Here is an 18,212-nt window from a genome sequence, read left to right on the forward strand (position 1 = left end):
GTATGGATGGCCGGCGCTGCCGCTCAGACCATCGATTCACGCAGCCATTCGACGATATGACGGCCCGCAATGCGCTGTCCAGGCTCCTCATCGCGGCTCAGCGCCATCCCGTGATGGTTGCCGCGCACGCGAATGTGCCGCTTCTGCTGCGCCGGGATCTGGTCGTAGATGGCCCGGATATCCTGCGGGAACGTGCATTGATCGCCGGTGTATTCGAGCAGCAGCGTGGGCTGGTGCAACGCGCCGAGCGTCTTGTCCAGTGCAGCGTTCGATGACAAGCCCGACCACGTGGAGAGCCAGGATTCCGGTGTGACGACGCGCCCGAATCCCACGCTGCCCCAGTTGGACACAAACGGGTCCTTGCCCCACAGCGAACCCGTCTTGCGGTCGGACGGGTCCAGCGAGATGTCCCAGGAGCGCAGGTCGGCGTCGGTACGCCAGACCTCGAAGATCGGCGCATGGGCCGCCAGCCGGCGGTCGGCATCGGTGGCCGAACCGGCCTTCAACTGCTGCCGCGCTTCGTGCTTGGCGCGCAGCATGGCGCGTGCCCGGGCGTCGATGCGCGCAACGCGCTCGGTCTGCGCGGCGCGGTATCGTTCGATGAACTCGGGCGCATAGTGTCCCTTGCCGGTTTCCGCGTCGAAGCCGTTGGCCTTCGAGAACGGATCGAGCGCCTGGTCAGTCTGCATGGGGTCGTCTTCATCCGTGACGGACGGGTCGATGCCGCTCATCAGGAGCTTGCCCTGCCCGGGGTGGGGCGAAACCAGGATGAACGCGTCGACTTCCGGCATGTGCAGCTCGCCCAGGTTGGTCGGACGGCCGCCCGGCGTACGGGCAACGCGCATTTCGCGCGGCGTCAGCGACTGCTGGTTGTAGAACATGTACAGGCCCGCGCCGCCCGAGTTGCCGAGCAGCACGATCTTTTCATAGCCGAGATCGCGCAGATGCGTCATGCCCGCCGCGACATCGAACAGCGCCAGTTCGTGCTCCAGGCGCAGGTCATTGCCGATCGAGCGCGGGCCCTGCACCCAGCAGGCACATCCGGCATCGAGCACGAAGGGCACCAGGTAGTGGGTGATCGCCATCTCGCGCGGATGCATCAGCGATACGACCGTCTTCTCCTTGCCGGTGACGCTGAACAGGAAGCCGAGCGTGCGCTGTCCATCGGCCGTGCCCAAGGCATAGGGCACCATCTGATACGGGCGATCCATCAGGCGGGCATCCCATGAGGCGCCTCGCATCCCTGCCGTTACTTGCGGCTTCTCTTGTTCAGTCACGCTGTCTCCTTCGTAAATGCGACCGTCTCAATAATCTAGTATTTATTTGATATGCTGTCAAATAATTCCGGAAGGTTGTCGGGTGGGGCGACATCGGGAAAAAAAGGTGTGCCACGGACGCGGCACACCCGCAAGACGCGACCCAGCCGGCGCGTCCAGTCGACAACGATCAGAAGTTGTGCCGCAGGCCGATGACGGCGCCGAACTGATTGGCGCCGGCGATCACGGAGCCGTCATACCCGTTGGCACTCAGCGCCGAACCACCCTTGTTCAAGGTGTACGAGGCCGACAGGTAGGCGTCGGTGCGTTTCGAGAACCGGTAGTCGGCGGACATCACCAGCGACATCGGATCCTTTGCCGATGTACGGTCGTTGGTCTTGTACACCGCGCCGGTCAGCGCAAAGGCCTGGCTGAAGTTGTAGGTGGCACCGGTCCAGAACAGGTCCGTCCGGGACATCGACGCCAGGATCTGACTGACCAGCCGCCGATAGCCAAAGTAGGCCGATACCGGGCCGAAGTCTGCCGCGGCCGAAGCAACGTAGCGGCGCTCGGTCCGCGCGGCCGTGGCGGCGGACGTGCCATTGAGCTGGTCGAACACACCGGCCACGCGGAACTTGCCCATGTCGTAGGAAAATCCCGCACTCATTTCGCGGCCCACCCGGCTGTTGCCCGGCACTTCACTGCCATTGGCAATCGTCGAGTCCACGCCAAAGCTGTAGAGCGCCGCAGCGGTCAGGCCGCCGAACTTGCCGGTGTACTTCACGGCGTTATCGGTGCGTCCCGCCAGCCACGTGTCATGCGAGTACGACGAATACTTGGGCGCGAAGAACATCGGGTCGAAGCCGATGATCAGGTCGAACGTGAGGTTGTGATGGCGCCCCATCGTGACCTGGCCGTATGGCGTGTCCAGGCCGACGTAGGCACGGCGCCCGAACAGACGCCCGCCCTGCGCGGCCATGCCGGAATCGAGCACCATGCCCCCTTCCAGCAGGAACACGCCTTTCAGCCCGCCGCCCAGGTCTTCCACGCCTCGCAAGCCCCAGCGGCTGCCAGCGATGTTGCCCGACGTCATGCGCACCAGGCTGGACGGCTGCTTGGCGGCATTCGGTACATGGTTTAGGTATTCGATCCCCGCATCCGCCACGCCGTACAGCGTGACGGACGACTGGGCGTGCGCGGTCGCGCCGGTGGCTAACAGCGCACCGGCGATGGCCAGGCTTCGTTTCATTGCTCCTCCGTTATGTGTCTTCGATCGCGGCCTGAAACAGCCTGCGATGTGCTGTCCTTGCGCGGCGGGCATGGGGGCATGCGCTACGGCACCACGTAAATTGACATCCACACAATTAAAGGTACGGAGTTTTTGACACCCAGTCAAATAATGGTTTTCCCCAGCTTTGCGGAGATGGCGCCGAGCGGCCTGTCCCGCCCGGGCCCCGCCAATGCAAAAAGGTTGGGAAGCCACCCGGTTTCGAGCCGGGGGCTTTCCCAACCTTTAGCGAACTGGCGGATGCGGAGCGTCGCTCCGCTCAGACCGTGTGCAGCGTTACGCCCGACCCTTCCACGGCACCAGCTTGCGTTCAAGCCAGCGCATGGCCACATCGAACCCCAGCGCCATGGCGCCGATGACGAGGATGCCCATGATGACGACGTCGGTCACCATGAACTTCGACGCGCTCAGGACCATGAAGCCAAGCCCCGCGGTTGCCGCGACCATTTCGGCGGCCACCAGCGTGGTCCAGCCGAATCCGATGGCGATCCGCATGCCGGTGAGAATGTCCGGCAGCGCGGCGGGCGCAATCACATGCCACAGCACCTGCGAGCGCGTTGCGCCCATCGAGTATGCGGCGTGGATCTGCTCGATCGCTACCGAGCGCACCCCGGCACGCGCGCTCAACGCCAGCGGCGCGAACATCGCCAGGTAGATCAGCACCACCTTCGAGCCTTCGCCAATGCCCAGCCAGATGACCACCAGCGGCAGGTAGGCCAGCGGCGGCAGCGGACGGTAGAACTCCACCAGCGGATCGAGCAGCCCGCGTGCCACGCGGTTCACGCCCATCAGCACGCCGGCGGGCACCGCCGTGAGCACGGCCAGCACAAAGGCGCCGAAGACGCGCATCGCGCTCCATCCCACATGTGTCAGCAGCGTGGCGTCGGCAAAGCCTTCCGTCAGCACCTCGATGAACTGGACCCAGACGGCCTGCGGCGCGCCACCTGCAGCGACGCTACCCCGCCTACAACCCCATACAGTTCGTTGTGTGGTCCAGCCTCGCACCGGTACTGCCGTTCCTGCTGCTGACGTGGTGGACCTGCTCAACGCCCTGCTGGACGGCGCGCAACTGCCCACCGAGCCGATGCCCTCGTCACGTGAACTCAGCAAGCTGCTGAAGGTTTCACGCAACACCGTGGTGCTGGTGTACGAGCAACTGGTGCAGGACGGTTTCCTGACGCCCGCCAGCCGGCGCGGCTACTTCGTCAACGAAGCCTTCGTGCGCCAGCAATTGCGCATACGCATCAAGCCTGTGCCTGATTCCCTGTTCGAGGGCGCGGCGGTGTCCCTTGACTGGGGCAAGCGACTGCACCTGCGCCCGTCTGCACAGCAGGTCATCGTCAAGCCGCAGAACTGGCGCGAGTTCCGCTACCCGTTCATCTACGGACAGGTGGAGTACGACGAAACGACGGCCGCGCGCTGGCGCAACTGCAACCGGCTTGCCACGCTGCGCGCCCACATGTCGCGATGGGTCGACGACCAGGTCACGCTCGACGACCCCCTGCTCGTCGAGCAGATCACGATGGCGCCCCCGCCCAGCAGCGATGGGTCGATGCTTCGCTGGCCGCGTGGTCCGGCGCCGCATATCTTGGCTGGTTTGCCACCGTCATGGCATACGGCCTATGGACCAGCCTGCTCAAGCGCCACCCTGCCAATCAGGTGGCACCGTTCGGGCTGCTGGTGCCGGTCGTGGGCCTGCTGGCCGGCGCAGCCATCCTGAAGGAATCGCTCTCCACATGGCAGTCCATCGGCATTGCATGGATCGCCGCCGCGCTGCTCTTCATCCTCGTGGTATCGCGCAGGCAGGCTTGACGTGTCACTGCCTCAGGAACCGCCAAACCAGTTGTACCCCTGGTCCACCCAATAGCCGCCCGGGAAGGTGTTGGTCACGAACAGCTCCATGATGTGCTTGGGGTTCTTGTAGCCGAGCTTGGTCGGCATCCGCAGCTTCATCGGAAAGCCGTATTTGGGCGGCAGGCGTTCGCCGTCGTACGTGAACGTCAGCAAGGTCTGCGGGTGCAGCGCCGTGGCAATGTCGATGCTCTCGTAGTAGTCGTCGGCACACCGGAACCCCACATACTTTGCCGTGGTGTCCGCGCCGATGCGCTGCAGGAAGCCGGCAAACGGCGTGCCGCCCCAGCGTCCGATCGCACTCCAGCCTTCCACGCAGATATGCCGCGTGATCTGCTCGGCCTTGGGCAAGGCATACAGCTCGTCGAGGGACCAGCTTTTCTTGTTGCCAACCAGCCCGCCAACCTGGAGCCGGAAGTCGTCGCCGTTCACCACGGTGACTTCCTCGATCCCATAGAACGCATTGAACGGGAACTGGCGCGTGATGTCGGCTTCGGCATAGGTCGGCGCGAGGCGGTTCGGGTCGAACAGCCATGCCTGCACGCGATCGTTCATGCGCGACACGCGCGAGAGGAACGTCTCGACCGACGCGTCGTCGGTCAGGCTGCAGCCGGTGAGCATGGTCAGGCCGCCAAGCGTGAGGATGCGCTTGCCGAACAGGCGCCGTGACGGTAATTCGAGTTCACGGCGCACATCGATCGCCACCGACTTGAGGTCGACAGTGGGTCTGGAAGATTTGGGATTCACGACGGATGCTCCAGGTTGTTTCAGCGTCCGCGGATCATCGTCAGCAGACTACGCGGCACCAGCGCCACCATCACCACATGCAGCACGATAAAGGCGGCGAGCAAGGCCATGGCGCAGAAATGGACCACGCGGGCGAAGTCATAGCCTCCCATCATGTCGCGCAGCAACGGAAACTGCACGGGCTTCCAGATGGCAATGCCGGACAGCACCAGCACGAGCAGCACCGCCATCACCCCCAAGTAGGCGAGCTTCTGCACCGCGTTGTAGTGGCTGAGGTCCGCATGCGACAGGCGTCCGCGCAAGGCGGCGACCAGATCGTCCAGCACCGCGCGCGGCCCCAGCGGAAAGAACTTACGTGCCAGGCGACCCGTGACGAGATTCATCGCCAGGTAGAAGATGCCGTTGAAGAACAGCAGCCACATGGCCGCGAAGTGCCATTGCAGCGCGCCGCCCAGCCATCCGCCCAGCGTGATGTCGCCCGGAAAGCGGAACGGCGGAAACACCGGCGATGCGTTATAGATGCGCCAGCCGGACAGCATCATCACCAGGGCCGCCAGTGCGTTGAGCCAGTGCGAGATGCGCACCCAGCCAGGCTGGATCTTGCGTGGGGCGACGCGGGCGTCCGCAGCGTCATATGAGTGAGCCATGTCGCGCTCCTTCAATAGACCAGGCACCGTTGGCGGTCAGGCGCCAACGGTGCCTGGTCGAGGTTGCTGGTCCAGCCTTACTTGCTCATGCCGCCGGACATGGCATCGCCGTCCTTGCCCATCTTGTCGTGAGACTTCGACTTGGCCATCTTGTCCTTGGACATCGCGTCCTTCGACATATTGTCCTTCGCCATGCCGTCCTTGGACATCGAATCCTTCGACATGTGGTCCTTGGACATCGCATCCTTGGACATGGCGTCCTTCGACATGCTGTCCTTCGACATCGCGTCCTTGGACATCGAACCACCGGTCTGTGCGAATGCGGCGGTACCGCCCATCAGGAACATTGCGGAAACCACGGCGACTAGGGTTTTGTTCATCTCGACTCCTTATTGCTTTGCCTTGAACCGGGAGCGTCCCGGTTGCCGAAACTTCGCGCCGCGCCGTGACCGGCGGGCACCAGATTCACACGGGATGTGTGCGTCTGGTGAGAAATTCGCCGCACTGGCCTGGCCGGTTACAGCACCGCGAGAATTTTTTCGGGCGCGTCGACGGCAAAGCGCCTTGCAACACACACGATCGCAGTCCCAGCGTAGAATTCGCGCAAATCAACGTGGTCGGTGTAACCAACGCGCCCGGTGGAACGAACTGACGAACAGGATGTACTGAAAAAGCGGGAGTCCCGGTTGCTCGACCTGTTTACGGGCGGGCTGGCGGGCAACCAGGGAGCGTATGCGCAATTCCTGACCGAACTGGCCACCATGCTGCGCGGCTATTTCCGCAACCGGCTGCCGCAGCAGGCGGGCGACGTCGAGGACCTGACCCAGGAAGTGCTGCTGGCCGTGCACAACGCGCGCCACACCTATCTGCCCGGGCAGCCCCTGACGGCATGGGTCCATGCGATTGCCCGGTACAAGCTTGCCGATCATTTCCGGGCACACGGGCGGCACGATGCACTGAACGATCCGCTGGATGCGGCCGAGGATATGGCGGCGGCGTCCGACCTGGAACCGGCGCAGGCCAGGCGCGACCTGAACCTGCTGCTGGACCAGCTACCGGACCGACAGCGCCTGCCGATCGTCCACGTCAAGCTGGAGGGACTATCGGTCAGCGAGACCGCGCAGATGACCGGGATGTCGGAATCGGCGGTAAAGGTGGGCGTGCATCGCGGGCTGAAGGCGCTCGCGGCAATGATCCGAGGAACACGATGAAAACGGACGACCTGATTTCCATGCTTGCCACCGGCGTCACGCCAGTGGAACGGTACGCCGTCCGCCGGCGTTTTGGCGTCGCCATCGCGGCGGGGCTGGTGGCCGCCATCGTGCTGCTGGCCGCCACGCTGCATTTCCGCGCCGACCTGGCCAAAGTCGCCGTCACTCCGCTGTTCTGGGCCAAGGTGGCGCTACCGCTGTCGTTGCTGCTGGGGTCACTGTGGATGGTTACCCGGCTGGCGCGTCCCGGCATGACCACCGCCGCCGGCTGGCCAGGCATTTCGGCGCCGTTCGCCGCCGTCTGGCTTGGCGCCGCCTACGTGCTGGCGGCAACGCCGGCCGGCGAACGCGCGGCGGCGATACTGGGACAAACCTGGCGCATCTGCCCGTTCGCCATTGCCATGCTGTCCGTGCCGGCATTCATCGCGGTCTTCTGGGCGTTGCGCGCACTGGCGCCCACGCGGCTGCGGCTGACCGGCGCCGTAGGTGGTCTGCTGTCCGGCGCCATCGCCACGCTGGTCTACTGCCTGCACTGCCCGGAGATGGGTGTGGCGTTCTGGGGCGTGTGGTACGTACTGGGCATGCTGGTGCCCACCGTCGTGGGCGCGCTGCTGGGGCCCCGTCTGCTGCGGTGGTAATTTGGTGGCAACTATTGCGGGCAGGACTGCGCATTAACGGGCAAGAGCTCCCGCGCATGCTCCTTCGCCATGTGAACGGCGGTAGCCATACGGTCCAGCAAGATGCTCAGATCCACCTGGGCCATCACTTGCAGCACATCGGCTTGCGTGTAGCCGACTTCGATCATCCTGCCAAGATCGACGCGCCGTGGTGACATCGAGTCATCAAGCAGCGCCTTGACGAAGCGCAGGCACTCCGTGATCTTCGCATCGTGGCTGGTGCCCTGCAGGTTGGCTGTCATTTCCGCCCCATTGATGCCCGCCTCCCTTCCCATGGCCAGCAGCCGCTCCATGAACGAAAGGCCGTATCCGCGCCGTGCCAGATAGAGTGCGATGCTGATGGTCGTTCTCTTGCCCACGCTGCCTTCCCGCACCAGCTCCGACATGCAAGCCATCGTCTGGGCACCAGCCTTGAATTCACCGAGCATTTCCCAGTTCTGCACGAGGTTTTCCATTCCGATGGCCTCAGAGTTCGAGAACGAGAAGTTGCTCTGACGCCCAGGACACGCACGTACACATGCCTTGTGCACGCATCTCTTCCGTCAAGCAGATGTCATGGTGAATGGGCGCGCCTTCAACCACGCGCGTATAGCATTGCCCGCATTCGCCGCGCTTGCAGTCGTATGAGACAAAGGCGTCCGCGCCAATCAATGCGTCAAGCACGGACACGCCACGCGGCACATCGACGAACACTTCGGAAAGGGACAAGTACACCTTCAGTGCGTGAGACTCATGCTGGCTACGCGCGCCAAAACTCTCGAAATGCAAGGCGCTGGCGGGCCACCCCAGCGCTTCGCTGGCCTTGGCTAACGCCTGCATCAGCGCAATCGGGCCACATGCGTAAAGTTCGCGCCCGGCTTCATACGCCCCGAGCATCGCGGTGACGTCCGCACGCCCGGCGTGTTGCGAGAGGTGAGGCACAACGGTCTCATCGACTGCATCGGATAGCGCTTCCAGCAACACCGCACGCTCTTCGCTGCGCACAAGGTAGTGCACGTCGAAGGGTATGTCTTGGGCCCGCAGCGCATGGGCCATCGACAGGATCGGCGTGACGCCGATGCCGGCACCCAGGAGCGTGACGCGGGATGTCGCCTTCGTGGCCAGTAGCGGAAAGCCATTGAACGGCCCCGCGATGTCGATGGCGTCGCCCACCGCATACTCGTCATGCAGACATCGGGAGCCGCCTTTTCCCTCCGCTTCACGCTGCACGGCGATCTGATAGACATCGCCCTGCCCTAGCACGCCAATCAGGGAATAGCGCCGCTCGTACCTGCTGCCATCCACCGCGTCGAACATCACGGTGATATGCGCGCCAGCTTGCCACTCGGGCAACGGCCCACCATCGACACGCCGGATGTGGAATGCCTTGACCGCCCCACCGAGGTCCACGATCTGTTTAATGACATAGGACATGACCTGACCTCAACCTTGGCGCGGAATGAAGGGCGATGCATCGAAATATTCCCAATCCAGCGGTTGGGGTGTTTCTCGCAGAATCCATTTCTTGATCTGGAATTGCCAGTAACGTCCGGTGCCGCCGGTTTCGTTTGTGGGATCGTCCTGATCCCATAGCACTGATGCTGTCCCAGTAAGTTGAAGCACCTGGCCGCGAGAGAAATCGAGTATGCAAAGGCCCGCATGCGGGTCGACCGCAAAGTTTCCGAACGTATTGAACAGGCTGTTGCCGTTGAAATCGGGGATACGCAGTGTCGACGCGTCGACGATGTGGACAAAGCCCTCCGCGCCACCGCGATGCGAGGCATCAGCGCCCGTCTCTGGATGCCGGCTTGCCACGAAGATCGTGTCAGCGTGACGCACGATCCCTTCGACCGCGCTGGTCAGCGACGTGCCATGGACCACCGTCGTGGACTTGCGCACGGTGCCCACCTGCTTCAACTGGCGCCGCTGGATATACCTCGGGCAGTTCGGATAGGCCTCGCGAATGACCACGTCTGCCCCAGCGTCGTCCAGCCGGTTCACGGTACCGTTCACGCGGTATCGCCGCCGCGTGCTCAGTTCGATGAACAGCATGCCGAGGTCCTTGTTCTGTTCGACGTTGGCCCAGACGGGATCGTGCTCATCCCGTTCGGCAAGCGGCACGTTGATCTGAATCGCGCTGCCGTCCCCCGTGTTGACGAACCCCGGCTCGCCGAACAGCAGCGAGGACCAGAGGCGACCCGATGGATCGGTGCTGGCCACCGCGACCATCGTTTGCTTTGCGATGAAGGGCCGCGCGCCGCCTATCACGGTGTCGGTTACCAGCGTCGCATTGCGTTCGGCAATGCTGGTTTCGCCGGCGCTTTGTTGAACGTAACGCTCTCCGGCGTGAAAGGGACTGGTATCGCGCATGGACGCCTCCTGATCAATGGGTCCGGGTGGAATTCGCTTTGGTGACGCCAATTGCTGGCACGATCATTCTGCGAAATAATGCGTAGCGAAAGAAATAGTGCCAGGCGCAAGTCATAATTTCGCGGGGAGTAATGGATGGACCAGATCCACCTGATGACCGTCTTTGTCGCTGTCGGGGAAGAGGAGAGCTTTGCGGCGGCTGCGCGCCGCATGGACTTGTCGCCGGCAGCGATTACACGCGCGGTTTCCGCCCTGGAAGGGCGTCTGGGTGTGAAGCTGCTGCTACGGACCACGCGCAGCGTACGACTCACGGAAGCGGGCCGGCGCTATCTGGACGACTGCCGCCACATCCTCGCCAGCATCGAGGAGGCCAACGAAGGGGCGGCCGGCATCAACTCCGCGCCGCGCGGCAACCTGTCTGTCACCGCATCGGTGCTGTTCGGCAAGCACTACGTCATGCCTTGCATCGTGCGCTTTCTGCAGGCCTACCCGGAGGTCGAGGTGTCGGCCTATTTCCTCGATCGGCTGGTAAACCTGATGGACGAAGGCGTCGACGTGGCCGTCCGTATCGGCCATCTTCCCGACTCCAGCCTGAAAGCCCTTCGCGTTGGCCAGGTGCGGCGATTGGTCTGTGCGTCGCCGGAATATCTGGCGCGGAATGGCGTGCCGAAACATCCTGCCGACCTGGCCCGGCACACGATCATCTCGGCGATCGGCGTTTCACCGCGCGGTGAATGGAAGTTTGGGGCGGCGGAAGATCCCACGATGGTCAAGACAGCGCCGCGCCTGACGGTCACCAGCAACGATGCTGCCATTCAGGCTGCCGTCTCGGGCCTCGGCGTCTGCCGGCTGCTGTCGTACATGATTCCCGACGAGCTGGCGGATGGGCGGTTGAAGATCGTGCTGGCCGATTACGAAGAATCGCCGTGGCCCGTCCATGTCCTGCACCGGGAAAGCAAGTACGGATCATCGAAGGTGCGCAACTTCATCGACGTGCTCGTCGAGCACCTGCGCACCAACCCGCACCTGAATTGACTGCCATCTGAATATCGTTACGCCGCGCGAAAGAATCAATTGAGTATCGCGCCGTTTCACTCGCAATAGTCAATGCCTAGACTGGGCTCATCCAACGCCTGACGCAATGAATGACCAGGCCAGGACAACCCAATCCATCCACTATTGCGGGAGATTTCCATGAAAGCAGCAATCATCATCCTGTCCGATCCCAAGGCCGGTGAAGACGCGCTCGGGCGCATGTTCAACGGACTGGCGGCAGCCTACGATTTCAAGCAGAAGGGTATCGAAGTCGGTATCTATTTCCAGGGGACCGGCACCCGTTGGCCCGGTGTCCTGGCCAAGGCCGATCATCCCATCCACGCGCTATTCAAGGCTGTGGAAGACAAGGTAGCCGGCGTTTCCTGCGGCTGCGCCGATGTGTTCGGTGCCCGCGAAGATGCGGAGAAGGTCGGCTTCGACCTGATCACCGACAACAGCGTCCCGGGCACCTCTGGCCTGCCCAGCATCGCCCAGATTTCCGCCGACGGCTTCACCGTCTTCTCGTTCTGAGATCCCCCACGGTATTCCCGCACGAAGACGCGTGAGCGATCGCTTTCACATCGCTCTCCCCGTTCGCGTGCAACACCTTCGCTACACCAGGAATTGACATGTCCAAAACCGCTTTCATCGTGGTCGATATCCAGAACGACTACTTCCCCGGCGGAAAGAGGGAGCTTTATCGTGCCGAGGCGGCCGCGGATAACGCGCGCTCCGTCCTCGACGCGGCGCGACGCAACGGCGACCTTGTCGTCCATATCCAGCACGTGACGCTCACCGAGAACGCACCGTTCTTCGTGCCGGACACGCACGGTGTCCAGCTCTATCCGAAGACCGCGAATCTTCCCGGTGAGCGCGTCATCGTCAAGCATTTCATGAATCCGTACCGTGAGACCGCGCTTCACGCGCTGTTGCAGCAACACGGCATCGAGGCGGTGGTCGTCATTGGCAACATGAGCCATATGTGCATTGACGCGGTCGCTCGCAATTCGGACGATTTCGGCTATCGCACCACGGTCGTTCACGATGCAGTTGCCACGCACAACCTCGAATTTGATGGCGTCAACGTGCCGGCACCGCAAGTGCATGCGGCTTTCATGGCGGCACTGAAATTCGGCTACGCCAATGTGATCTCCACCGCCGAATTCCTCGCCACTGCGCGGTAGTTGGGGATTTGTAGAAATCCACGTCTCACTGTATTTCTCGCAACTGCGGCGGCATGGGCTGCCGCCGCTTCTTCTCAAGCCTCAATCGAGGCTGATGTTCGCTTCCTTCGCCACGCCCTTCCACACTTCGATTTCGCGCAGGTTCACAGCCGCCTGTTCGGGTCCGCCAAGGTAGTCCGGCGTAATGCCCCAGTCGTTCATCTTGGCCTTGACCGATGCATCCTCCAGCGTGTCCTTCAAGGCGGCAGAGAGCTTGTCCGTGATCGGCTTGGGCGTTCCGGGCGGTGCGTACATTGCCCAGCCAGTCCACTGATCGAAGTCGACGCCTTGCTCCTTGTACGTCTTGACGTTGGGGAAGTTCGACGTGCGCCGCGTACACATCGCCAGCGCCTTGATCTTGCCGGTCTTCACGGCGGCGGTGCCGGAGCCGATATCCAGAAAGCCCACCTTGATCACGTCGCCCATCATCGCCGTCATGACGGCAGCGCCGCCCTTGAACGGGATATGGTCCAGCTTGATGCCGGTCTTCTGTGACAGGACTTCGGCGCAGAAGTGGCCGGTCGAGCCCTGACCCCAGGTGCCGTACTGGATCGGCTTCTCGCTGCGCTTTGCCAGTTCCACGAGCTCGGGAAGGTTGTTGGCGGGCAGATCGTTCGTCGCTACCAGAATGATCGGAGACGTTCCCACACGGGCGATGGTCGCCAGCTTGGTCGGGTCATACGGCAACTGCTGGTACACGGCCGGGGCCAGTGTCGTGGTCGTCATCGTACCGAGGGCAATCGTGTAGCCTTCGGCTTTCGCATGCGCCAGTTGGCCGATAGCGATGGTGCCGGCGGCGCCCGCGATGTTCTCGACGACGAACGACTGCTTGAGCCGCTTGCCGAGTTGCTCCCCGAGCAGCCGTCCGAACGCATCCGCACCGCCGCCCGCCGCGGACGGGACGATCAGCCGGATCGGACGATTCGGGTAGTTGTTGCCCGGGTCGGCGGCGCCCGCAGTTGCGCCCACACACATGCCGATGGCCAGCAGGCCGTAGTGCAAACCTCGTTTCATGAGAATGTCTCCGTTTGCTTTTTATAGGTGGTAAAACACGTTGCCTCTACTTGTTGCCCGTGATCTCCGCGCCCCCCTTCGGCCGGATGTAGCGGGGAATCGGCAAACCCGCCTTGCGGGCCGCCGCAAGAATGCCCTCTTCGATGGCGCCGGCATCCCGCACACTCTGGAACGTGCCCGCTTCGTCGAAGATGACATTGGCGCCGTACACGACCATGAAGCCTTCTGCGGCCTCCGTGGCGTCCGCCGGGACCGAGAACGTATGGACGGAACCGCCCGGCTCATACAGGTAGCTGCCGGCCGTCTGGGCGTCTTCGGGGTACTCGACGTAGTTCCACTGGCCCTTGGTGGTGAAGAAGTGAACCGTACCCGTATGGAAATGTGCAGGCAGGCGCGTACCTGGCTCGAACTTTCCATACAGCACCCAGATGCCGTTTTCGCGGTCGAGGAACAGCGGGATGATCGTGGAACCCGGCTCAGACCCCGGGAACTCGTGCGAATCGTGGATGTTGACCGACAGCAGGCGGTCCTGGTGTGTCACAACCTTCGGCAATGCCATTTCAAATCTCCAAGCAGCTTTTTATGTGGGGAATAACCTGTGACTGGCGCCCTGGCCATCAATCCAGCTTGATATCGGCGTCCTGCGCGATGCGCTTCCATACCTGGACGTCTTGCGCATTGACTTTTGCCTGTTCACTGCCGGTCACGAAATCCGGCGTGATGCCGAGATCGGCCATCTTGCTGGTGACCGCAGGATCCTTGAGCGCGTCGCGGACTGCGGCAGTCAGCTTGTCGACGATGGGCCGGGGCAGCCCTGCCGGCGCGAACATCGCCCAGCCCGTCCACTGGTCGAAGTCCACGCCTTGTTCCTTGTAGGTGGCCACGTTCGGGAAATTGGCGGTGCGGCGCGTGCACATCGCCAGCGCCTTGATCTTTCCGGTCTTGACGGCCGAAGTGCCGCTGCCGATGTCGAGGAAGCCTACTTTCACCACGCCGCCCAGCATGGCCGTCACCACTGGCGACGTGCCCTTGAACGGAATGTGATCGAGCTTGATGCCGGTCTTCTGCGCCAGCACCTCCGCGCAGAAATGTCCGGTGGACCCAAGCCCCCAGGTGCCGAACTGCAAGGGGGCGGCGCTCTTCTTCGCGACTTCGACCAGTTCCTTCAGGTTGTTCGCCGGAAAGTCCTTCGTTGCGACCAGGATGATCGGCGAGGTGCCGACGCGGGCGATGGTGGTGAGGTCCTTGATGGGGTCGTACGGCAGGTTGCGGTACACGGCGGGTGCCAGCGTGGTGCTGGTCATCGTGCCGAGGCCGATCGTGTAACCGTCGGGCGTGGCACGTGCAAGCTGGCCGATGGCGATGGTGCCTGCGGCGCCCGCGTTGTTTTCCACTACCAGCGGCTGCTTCAATCGCCGGCCAACCTGATCCGCCAGGATCCGCGCGAACACATCGCCGCCGCCTCCGGGGGCCGTCGGCACGATCAGGCGTATCGGCTTGTTCGGGTAGGCATCGTCGGCGTGCGCGGTCGAGAGCGGAGCCGTCACCAGCGCGGCAAGCATTGTGAGGGCGGCAAACGTCTTCATGTTCTGTCTCCAACTTTTTTGTGAGGCTGTCACGTTTTCCAGCTTTCCTGTATGGAACGGAAGAAACGTTTCCATTAATTTTGTGTCGGGGGCTCCGATGCGCAAATGGTGGTTAACCCGGGACTGACTGCGTGAAGTGTGCGATAGGCGCCGTGGCAACGGCACGGCGCCGGGCAACGGCGGACTTGGGGCTCTGAGGGGGACACCTGGCGGCGTCCCTTCCCCCTTTTTCTGGACGACGGTGTACCGCAGGCGTTACGCGTCCTGGACCAGCACGATCTTTCCGAAGTGGGTGTTCTTGCGCATCATTTCGCAGGCCTGAGCGGCCTGGGCCAGCGGCAAGCGCGCGTCGATGGGCAAACGCAACTGGCCTGCGCGCAGCGCGGGCCAGAAATCGCGCTGGACCCGCTCGGCAATGTCGCCGAAGTCTTCCAGCGTTCGCGTCCGGAATGTCATGCCGAGATACTCGATACGCCGCATCGAGTGCAGATCGAAGTCGAACTCGCCCGTCTCGCCCGCCATCCGTCCGATGTTCACGATCCGGCCGCCGATGCGCACCGCGCGCATGCTGTCGTTGATGAAAGGCCCTGCCAGGAAGTCGACCAGCAGGTCGACGCCTCGCCCATCGGTAGAGGCCAGCACCTTCCTGGACCATTCCGGATCGTTGCTATCAAGCGCGACGTCAGCGCCAAACTCGGCCAGGCGCTCGCGCCGGTCTGCTTTCGTGGAGGTGCCAATGACCAGCTTGGCGCCGAAGTGCTTGGCCACCTGGAGCGCCATCAGGCCAACGCCGGACGAAGCGCCCAGCACCATCACGGTCTGCCCCGCCTCCAGCTTCGCCACATGGCGCATGGCGGTGTGCGTGGTTCGCAATGCCACGGACAGGCAGGCGGCGGTCTCGTAGTCCATGTCGTGGGAGGGGAACCGGAAAGCGCGGCGCCAGTCCGCCACGGCATACTCGGCAAACGCGCCGAGACCCGAGCACATCACCTTGTCGCCCACCTTGTAGGCGGTGACTTCGCTGCCGACCTCGACCACATCGCCCGACCATTCGAGCCCCAACGGCGTTCCCGTGCCGCCGGCCGTGCCGTGCGCCTTGCCATCGACCAATGCCAGGTCAGCGCGATTCAATGAGCTCGCACGGACCTTGACCAGGATCTCGGTCGCCTTGGGGCGCGGGATGTCGGCATCGACAAAAACCAGGCCGGATTTACCGCGTATTGCTGCTTGCATTGCTTGTCTCTCCAATCGTCGTTGTTTTACGCGCAGCACCGGAATGCCGATGCATGGATGCGAACCATTGTAGAAACGTTTCTACATAAAACGCAAGAAGCTTTGAGACAAAAAAAGCCGCTTCTCACGAAGCGGCTTCAGCACACCTGACTGGCGATCACGCCAAGGATCACGCCGTGGCCTTTTTCCGCGCCACGGCGGGGCCGCATGATTCCCGCAATACGAGTTGTGTGGTGATGACGATCGACTCGGGTTCCACTTCGGCGTCGCGCTCCAGGCGCTTCAGCATCAATTGCGCGAGCGCAGTGCCCACCACGGATAGATCCCAGGTCAGCGATGTGATCGACGGACTGAACAGTTGCGAGAGATCGGTATCCCCGATGCTGATCACACTGACATCGTTCGGCACGACCCGCCCGGTGTGGCGCATGCCCTGGAGCACCCCGGCGAGAATCCGGGTACCCAGGCAAAGGAATGCCGTCGGGGCGTCGGCGCCGGACATCAACGACAGCGCCTCGCTGAACGCAAACTCCATCGCGGACTTCTCCGACCGTATCAGCTTGGGAACGGGCTTCAGCCCGTGCTGCGCATAGGCGGCCTCGAATCCGGCGATGCGCTCGCGCCCGGGGCGCAGCATGGTGCCGGGCGTCAGCAGTGCAATGCGCGTATGGCCGAGGTTCAGCAGGTATTGGGTCGCCTGCATCGCGCCGGCGAAATGATCGACCTGCACACCGGTACCCGACGGACCAAAATCGCGATCGAGTGACACCACCGGCATGTGCTCGGCAATCTGTTCGAGCAGCTTGGGGTTTTCCGATTCGCACGGTCCCAGGATCAGCCCGTCAACGCGCCGGCGCCGGAAGAGATCGATGAGATTCTTTTCCCGCTTGCCGTCGTTGTGCGTGCTGGCGATGAGCAGCGCATAGCCCGCGGCCTGCAGCGCCTCTTCCACCGCCGTAATGATCTGTGCGTAGAGCGGGTTGGCTAGGTCGGAGACTAGCAGCCCCACCGCTCCGGAGGAACGGGTTCGCATGCTTTGCGCGATGGCATCCGGCTCGTAGCCCAGCTTGCGGGCGGCCTTCGTGACGGCCGCGATGGCCGCCTCGCTAACTCGCCCGGCCCGGTTGAGCGCCCGCGATGCCGTGCCAATAGAGACGCCCGCCTCCTTGGCCACCTCTCTAATGGTGATGCGCGACGTCATGTCCGACGCCCTCCATGCAAACCCATGCGCAACATCGACTCCCTCCCCTTTTTCGGCATGGTCACGGTAATGACCACGCCAGACTATTCTTGACGCCGCATCACGGCTCGATGGGGCGTCGCGCATTCTAGCGCAGCGGGAGAAGCCTTTCGGCCATCAGGCGCCGTATGTCCCGGCCTTGTCGCGACTTACTTCGCGACCTACTTCGGCGCGCCGACGCGACGGATGTGCTCGCCCAGGCCATCCCATGCCAGACCGGCCCGCCGCACCTCGGCAAAATACTCGGCCTTGCCACCGGCCATTTCCGACAGCTCGAACATGCCACTCGGCAGTTCCGGGTTGACGAAGTACGCGAATCGGCCCCGGGAGCCCATGCGGCCGCCGTGACCTTCCACATAGCCAGCTTCAAGCAGGTGGGAAACCATCTCGTCGAAGCGATCGTCCGTCCAGTATGCGATGTGCTGGGCACTCTCGCCCCCGCGCTTCAGGGAATCGAGGTACAGCGACGGCGCGTCGTCGCGCTGCTGGATCAGTTCGATCTGCAGGTCGCCAGAGTTAGCCAGCGCAATGGAAAGCTTGGGCGGCGTCGAATCCTTGCCGTAGTACCGAAACTCCGTCGTGCCCACGTCCTCCTTGTAGAACCACGGCCCGACGCCGAGCTTTTTCGTCCAGTGATCCATCGCCCGCTCGATGTCGGTCACGACGTAGCCAATCTGTCGCACACCCCCAAACAGAAAACTCATTGCTGTCTCCTCGTTGTCGAAAAACGCGCCCGCCTTTGCAGAAACGTTTTCACACTATAGCAGCGGCATGCGCCAATACAGGTTAGTGTTAACCATGGTTGCCCACATTTTTACACGGAACAACAATGCATTTACGTTGTGGAAACGTTTC

General features: G+C 62.9%; 20 protein-coding genes and 2 pseudogenes. 7 read left to right on the top strand and 15 right to left on the bottom strand.

Annotated elements, in window-relative coordinates; genetic code table 11:
- Positions 1-23: 23 nt before the first annotated feature.
- The 3 genes and pseudogenes from MFF62_RS07445 to MFF62_RS07455 all read right to left on the bottom strand — a co-directional run.
- Positions 24-1,211: an alpha/beta hydrolase gene (locus MFF62_RS07445; RefSeq protein ID WP_404990703.1), complete on the bottom strand. Its 1,188-nt coding sequence runs from the start codon at positions 1,209-1,211 to the stop codon at positions 24-26.
- 235 nt (positions 1,212-1,446) lie between these two features.
- Entirely contained in the window at positions 1,447-2,505 is a 1,059-nt protein-coding gene (locus MFF62_RS07450) for a porin (RefSeq protein ID WP_238261728.1), read from the bottom strand.
- 315 nt (positions 2,506-2,820) lie between these two features.
- A pseudogene (locus MFF62_RS07455) lies at positions 2,821-3,483 on the bottom strand (ABC transporter permease subunit); the annotation flags it as partial.
- Positions 3,484-3,628: 145 nt separating this feature from the next.
- Between MFF62_RS07455 and MFF62_RS30870 the strand changes: the two are divergent.
- Both MFF62_RS30870 and MFF62_RS07465 read left to right on the top strand, forming a co-directional pair.
- Positions 3,629-3,691 (top strand): annotated as a pseudogene (locus MFF62_RS30870) (hypothetical protein); the annotation flags it as partial.
- A gap of 461 nt (positions 3,692-4,152) precedes the next feature.
- Positions 4,153-4,356, top strand: coding sequence for an EamA family transporter (locus MFF62_RS07465; protein ID WP_238261729.1), 204 nt, complete (start codon positions 4,153-4,155; stop codon positions 4,354-4,356).
- 12 nt (positions 4,357-4,368) lie between these two features.
- On the opposite strand, the gene MFF62_RS07470 is transcribed toward MFF62_RS07465, so the two are convergent.
- From MFF62_RS07470 to MFF62_RS07480, 3 genes are all read right to left on the bottom strand, one after another.
- Entirely contained in the window at positions 4,369-5,142 is a 774-nt protein-coding gene (locus MFF62_RS07470; RefSeq protein ID WP_238261731.1) for a molybdopterin-dependent oxidoreductase, read from the bottom strand.
- A 20-nt stretch (positions 5,143-5,162) separates the two neighbouring features.
- Positions 5,163-5,789 carry a cytochrome b/b6 domain-containing protein gene (locus tag MFF62_RS07475; protein ID WP_238261733.1) on the bottom strand — a complete coding sequence of 209 codons (627 nt, stop codon included), beginning with the start codon at positions 5,787-5,789 and terminating at the stop codon, positions 5,163-5,165.
- A 77-nt stretch (positions 5,790-5,866) separates the two neighbouring features.
- Complete coding sequence (locus MFF62_RS07480; protein ID WP_238261735.1) at positions 5,867-6,169, bottom strand: pentapeptide MXKDX repeat protein; 303 nt, start codon at positions 6,167-6,169, stop codon at positions 5,867-5,869.
- Positions 6,170-6,427: 258 nt separating this feature from the next.
- On the opposite strand from MFF62_RS07480, the gene MFF62_RS07485 reads away from it, so the two are divergent.
- Both MFF62_RS07485 and MFF62_RS07490 read left to right on the top strand, forming a co-directional pair.
- Entirely contained in the window at positions 6,428-7,000 is a 573-nt protein-coding gene (locus MFF62_RS07485) for a sigma-70 family RNA polymerase sigma factor (RefSeq protein ID WP_283205320.1), read from the top strand.
- Positions 6,997-7,638 carry a DUF1109 domain-containing protein gene (locus MFF62_RS07490; RefSeq protein ID WP_238261739.1) on the top strand — a complete coding sequence of 214 codons (642 nt, stop codon included), beginning with the start codon at positions 6,997-6,999 and terminating at the stop codon, positions 7,636-7,638. Before MFF62_RS07485 ends, MFF62_RS07490 begins: the two co-directional genes overlap by 4 nt.
- Positions 7,639-7,649: 11 nt before the next feature.
- Here the strand turns inward: MFF62_RS07490 and MFF62_RS07495 are convergent, their stop codons facing one another.
- From MFF62_RS07495 to MFF62_RS07505, 3 genes are read right to left on the bottom strand one after another with little or no spacing between them, the layout of a single operon-like run.
- Complete coding sequence (locus MFF62_RS07495) at positions 7,650-8,132, bottom strand: hypothetical protein (protein ID WP_238261741.1); 483 nt, start codon at positions 8,130-8,132, stop codon at positions 7,650-7,652.
- A 10-nt stretch (positions 8,133-8,142) separates the two neighbouring features.
- Positions 8,143-9,090, bottom strand: coding sequence for a PDR/VanB family oxidoreductase (locus MFF62_RS07500; RefSeq protein WP_238261743.1), 948 nt, complete (start codon positions 9,088-9,090; stop codon positions 8,143-8,145).
- Between the two features lie 9 nt (positions 9,091-9,099).
- Positions 9,100-10,026: a pyridoxamine 5'-phosphate oxidase family protein gene (locus MFF62_RS07505; protein ID WP_238261745.1), complete on the bottom strand. Its 927-nt coding sequence runs from the start codon at positions 10,024-10,026 to the stop codon at positions 9,100-9,102.
- A 135-nt stretch (positions 10,027-10,161) separates the two neighbouring features.
- On the opposite strand from MFF62_RS07505, the gene MFF62_RS07510 reads away from it, so the two are divergent.
- From MFF62_RS07510 to MFF62_RS07520, 3 genes are all read left to right on the top strand, one after another.
- Entirely contained in the window at positions 10,162-11,061 is a 900-nt protein-coding gene (locus tag MFF62_RS07510) for a LysR family transcriptional regulator (RefSeq protein WP_238261747.1), read from the top strand.
- 159 nt (positions 11,062-11,220) lie between these two features.
- Positions 11,221-11,592 (top strand): DsrE family protein, encoded by a 372-nt coding sequence (locus tag MFF62_RS07515; RefSeq protein WP_238261749.1) that lies wholly within the window; start codon positions 11,221-11,223, stop codon positions 11,590-11,592.
- 98 nt (positions 11,593-11,690) lie between these two features.
- Entirely contained in the window at positions 11,691-12,245 is a 555-nt protein-coding gene (locus MFF62_RS07520) for a cysteine hydrolase family protein (RefSeq protein WP_238261751.1), read from the top strand.
- Between the two features lie 81 nt (positions 12,246-12,326).
- On the opposite strand, the gene MFF62_RS07525 is transcribed toward MFF62_RS07520, so the two are convergent.
- The 6 genes from MFF62_RS07525 to MFF62_RS07550 form a co-directional block, all read right to left on the bottom strand.
- Positions 12,327-13,298, bottom strand: a complete 972-nt coding sequence (locus MFF62_RS07525) for a Bug family tripartite tricarboxylate transporter substrate binding protein (RefSeq protein WP_238261753.1) — start codon at positions 13,296-13,298, stop codon at positions 12,327-12,329.
- 46 nt (positions 13,299-13,344) lie between these two features.
- Entirely contained in the window at positions 13,345-13,857 is a 513-nt protein-coding gene (locus tag MFF62_RS07530) for a 2,4'-dihydroxyacetophenone dioxygenase family protein (protein WP_238261756.1), read from the bottom strand.
- Positions 13,858-13,915: 58 nt separating this feature from the next.
- Positions 13,916-14,884 (bottom strand): Bug family tripartite tricarboxylate transporter substrate binding protein, encoded by a 969-nt coding sequence (locus tag MFF62_RS07535; protein WP_238261758.1) that lies wholly within the window; start codon positions 14,882-14,884, stop codon positions 13,916-13,918.
- Positions 14,885-15,139: 255 nt separating this feature from the next.
- On the bottom strand, positions 15,140-16,117 hold the full coding sequence (locus MFF62_RS07540; RefSeq protein ID WP_238261760.1) for a zinc-binding dehydrogenase: 978 nt from the start codon (positions 16,115-16,117) through the stop codon (positions 15,140-15,142).
- Between the two features lie 169 nt (positions 16,118-16,286).
- Positions 16,287-17,318 carry a LacI family DNA-binding transcriptional regulator gene (locus MFF62_RS07545; protein WP_238261761.1) on the bottom strand — a complete coding sequence of 344 codons (1,032 nt, stop codon included), beginning with the start codon at positions 17,316-17,318 and terminating at the stop codon, positions 16,287-16,289.
- A 200-nt stretch (positions 17,319-17,518) separates the two neighbouring features.
- A complete protein-coding gene (locus MFF62_RS07550) occupies positions 17,519-18,061 on the bottom strand; it encodes a VOC family protein (RefSeq protein WP_238261763.1) in 543 nt (180 codons plus the stop codon).
- Positions 18,062-18,212 lie beyond the last annotated feature (151 nt).

Source organism: Cupriavidus pauculus (assembly GCF_022179805.1).
GTDB classification, from domain to species: Bacteria; Pseudomonadota; Gammaproteobacteria; order Burkholderiales; family Burkholderiaceae; genus Cupriavidus; species Cupriavidus pauculus_E.

What these genes read in the sequence shown, in the direction of transcription:
- MFF62_RS07445 (WP_404990703.1), bottom strand. Translation starts at nt 1,211, where the DNA reads ATGGATCGCCCGTATCAGATGGTGCCCTATGCCTTGGGCACGGCCGAT.
- MFF62_RS07450 (WP_238261728.1), bottom strand. Translation starts at nt 2,505, where the DNA reads ATGAAACGAAGCCTGGCCATCGCCGGTGCGCTGTTAGCCACCGGCGCG.
- MFF62_RS07465 (WP_238261729.1), top strand. Translation starts at nt 4,153, where the DNA reads ATGGCATACGGCCTATGGACCAGCCTGCTCAAGCGCCACCCTGCCAAT.
- MFF62_RS07475 (WP_238261733.1), bottom strand. Translation starts at nt 5,789, where the DNA reads ATGGCTCACTCATATGACGCTGCGGACGCCCGCGTCGCCCCACGCAAG.
- MFF62_RS07480 (WP_238261735.1), bottom strand. Translation starts at nt 6,169, where the DNA reads ATGAACAAAACCCTAGTCGCCGTGGTTTCCGCAATGTTCCTGATGGGC.
- MFF62_RS07490 (WP_238261739.1), top strand. Translation starts at nt 6,997, where the DNA reads ATGAAAACGGACGACCTGATTTCCATGCTTGCCACCGGCGTCACGCCA.
- MFF62_RS07495 (WP_238261741.1), bottom strand. Translation starts at nt 8,132, where the DNA reads ATGGAAAACCTCGTGCAGAACTGGGAAATGCTCGGTGAATTCAAGGCT.
- MFF62_RS07500 (WP_238261743.1), bottom strand. Translation starts at nt 9,090, where the DNA reads ATGTCCTATGTCATTAAACAGATCGTGGACCTCGGTGGGGCGGTCAAG.
- MFF62_RS07505 (WP_238261745.1), bottom strand. Translation starts at nt 10,026, where the DNA reads ATGCGCGATACCAGTCCCTTTCACGCCGGAGAGCGTTACGTTCAACAA.
- MFF62_RS07510 (WP_238261747.1), top strand. Translation starts at nt 10,162, where the DNA reads ATGGACCAGATCCACCTGATGACCGTCTTTGTCGCTGTCGGGGAAGAG.
- MFF62_RS07515 (WP_238261749.1), top strand. Translation starts at nt 11,221, where the DNA reads ATGAAAGCAGCAATCATCATCCTGTCCGATCCCAAGGCCGGTGAAGAC.
- MFF62_RS07520 (WP_238261751.1), top strand. Translation starts at nt 11,691, where the DNA reads ATGTCCAAAACCGCTTTCATCGTGGTCGATATCCAGAACGACTACTTC.
- MFF62_RS07525 (WP_238261753.1), bottom strand. Translation starts at nt 13,298, where the DNA reads ATGAAACGAGGTTTGCACTACGGCCTGCTGGCCATCGGCATGTGTGTG.
- MFF62_RS07530 (WP_238261756.1), bottom strand. Translation starts at nt 13,857, where the DNA reads ATGGCATTGCCGAAGGTTGTGACACACCAGGACCGCCTGCTGTCGGTC.
- MFF62_RS07535 (WP_238261758.1), bottom strand. Translation starts at nt 14,884, where the DNA reads ATGAAGACGTTTGCCGCCCTCACAATGCTTGCCGCGCTGGTGACGGCT.
- MFF62_RS07540 (WP_238261760.1), bottom strand. Translation starts at nt 16,117, where the DNA reads ATGCAAGCAGCAATACGCGGTAAATCCGGCCTGGTTTTTGTCGATGCC.
- MFF62_RS07545 (WP_238261761.1), bottom strand. Translation starts at nt 17,318, where the DNA reads ATGACGTCGCGCATCACCATTAGAGAGGTGGCCAAGGAGGCGGGCGTC.
- MFF62_RS07550 (WP_238261763.1), bottom strand. Translation starts at nt 18,061, where the DNA reads ATGAGTTTTCTGTTTGGGGGTGTGCGACAGATTGGCTACGTCGTGACC.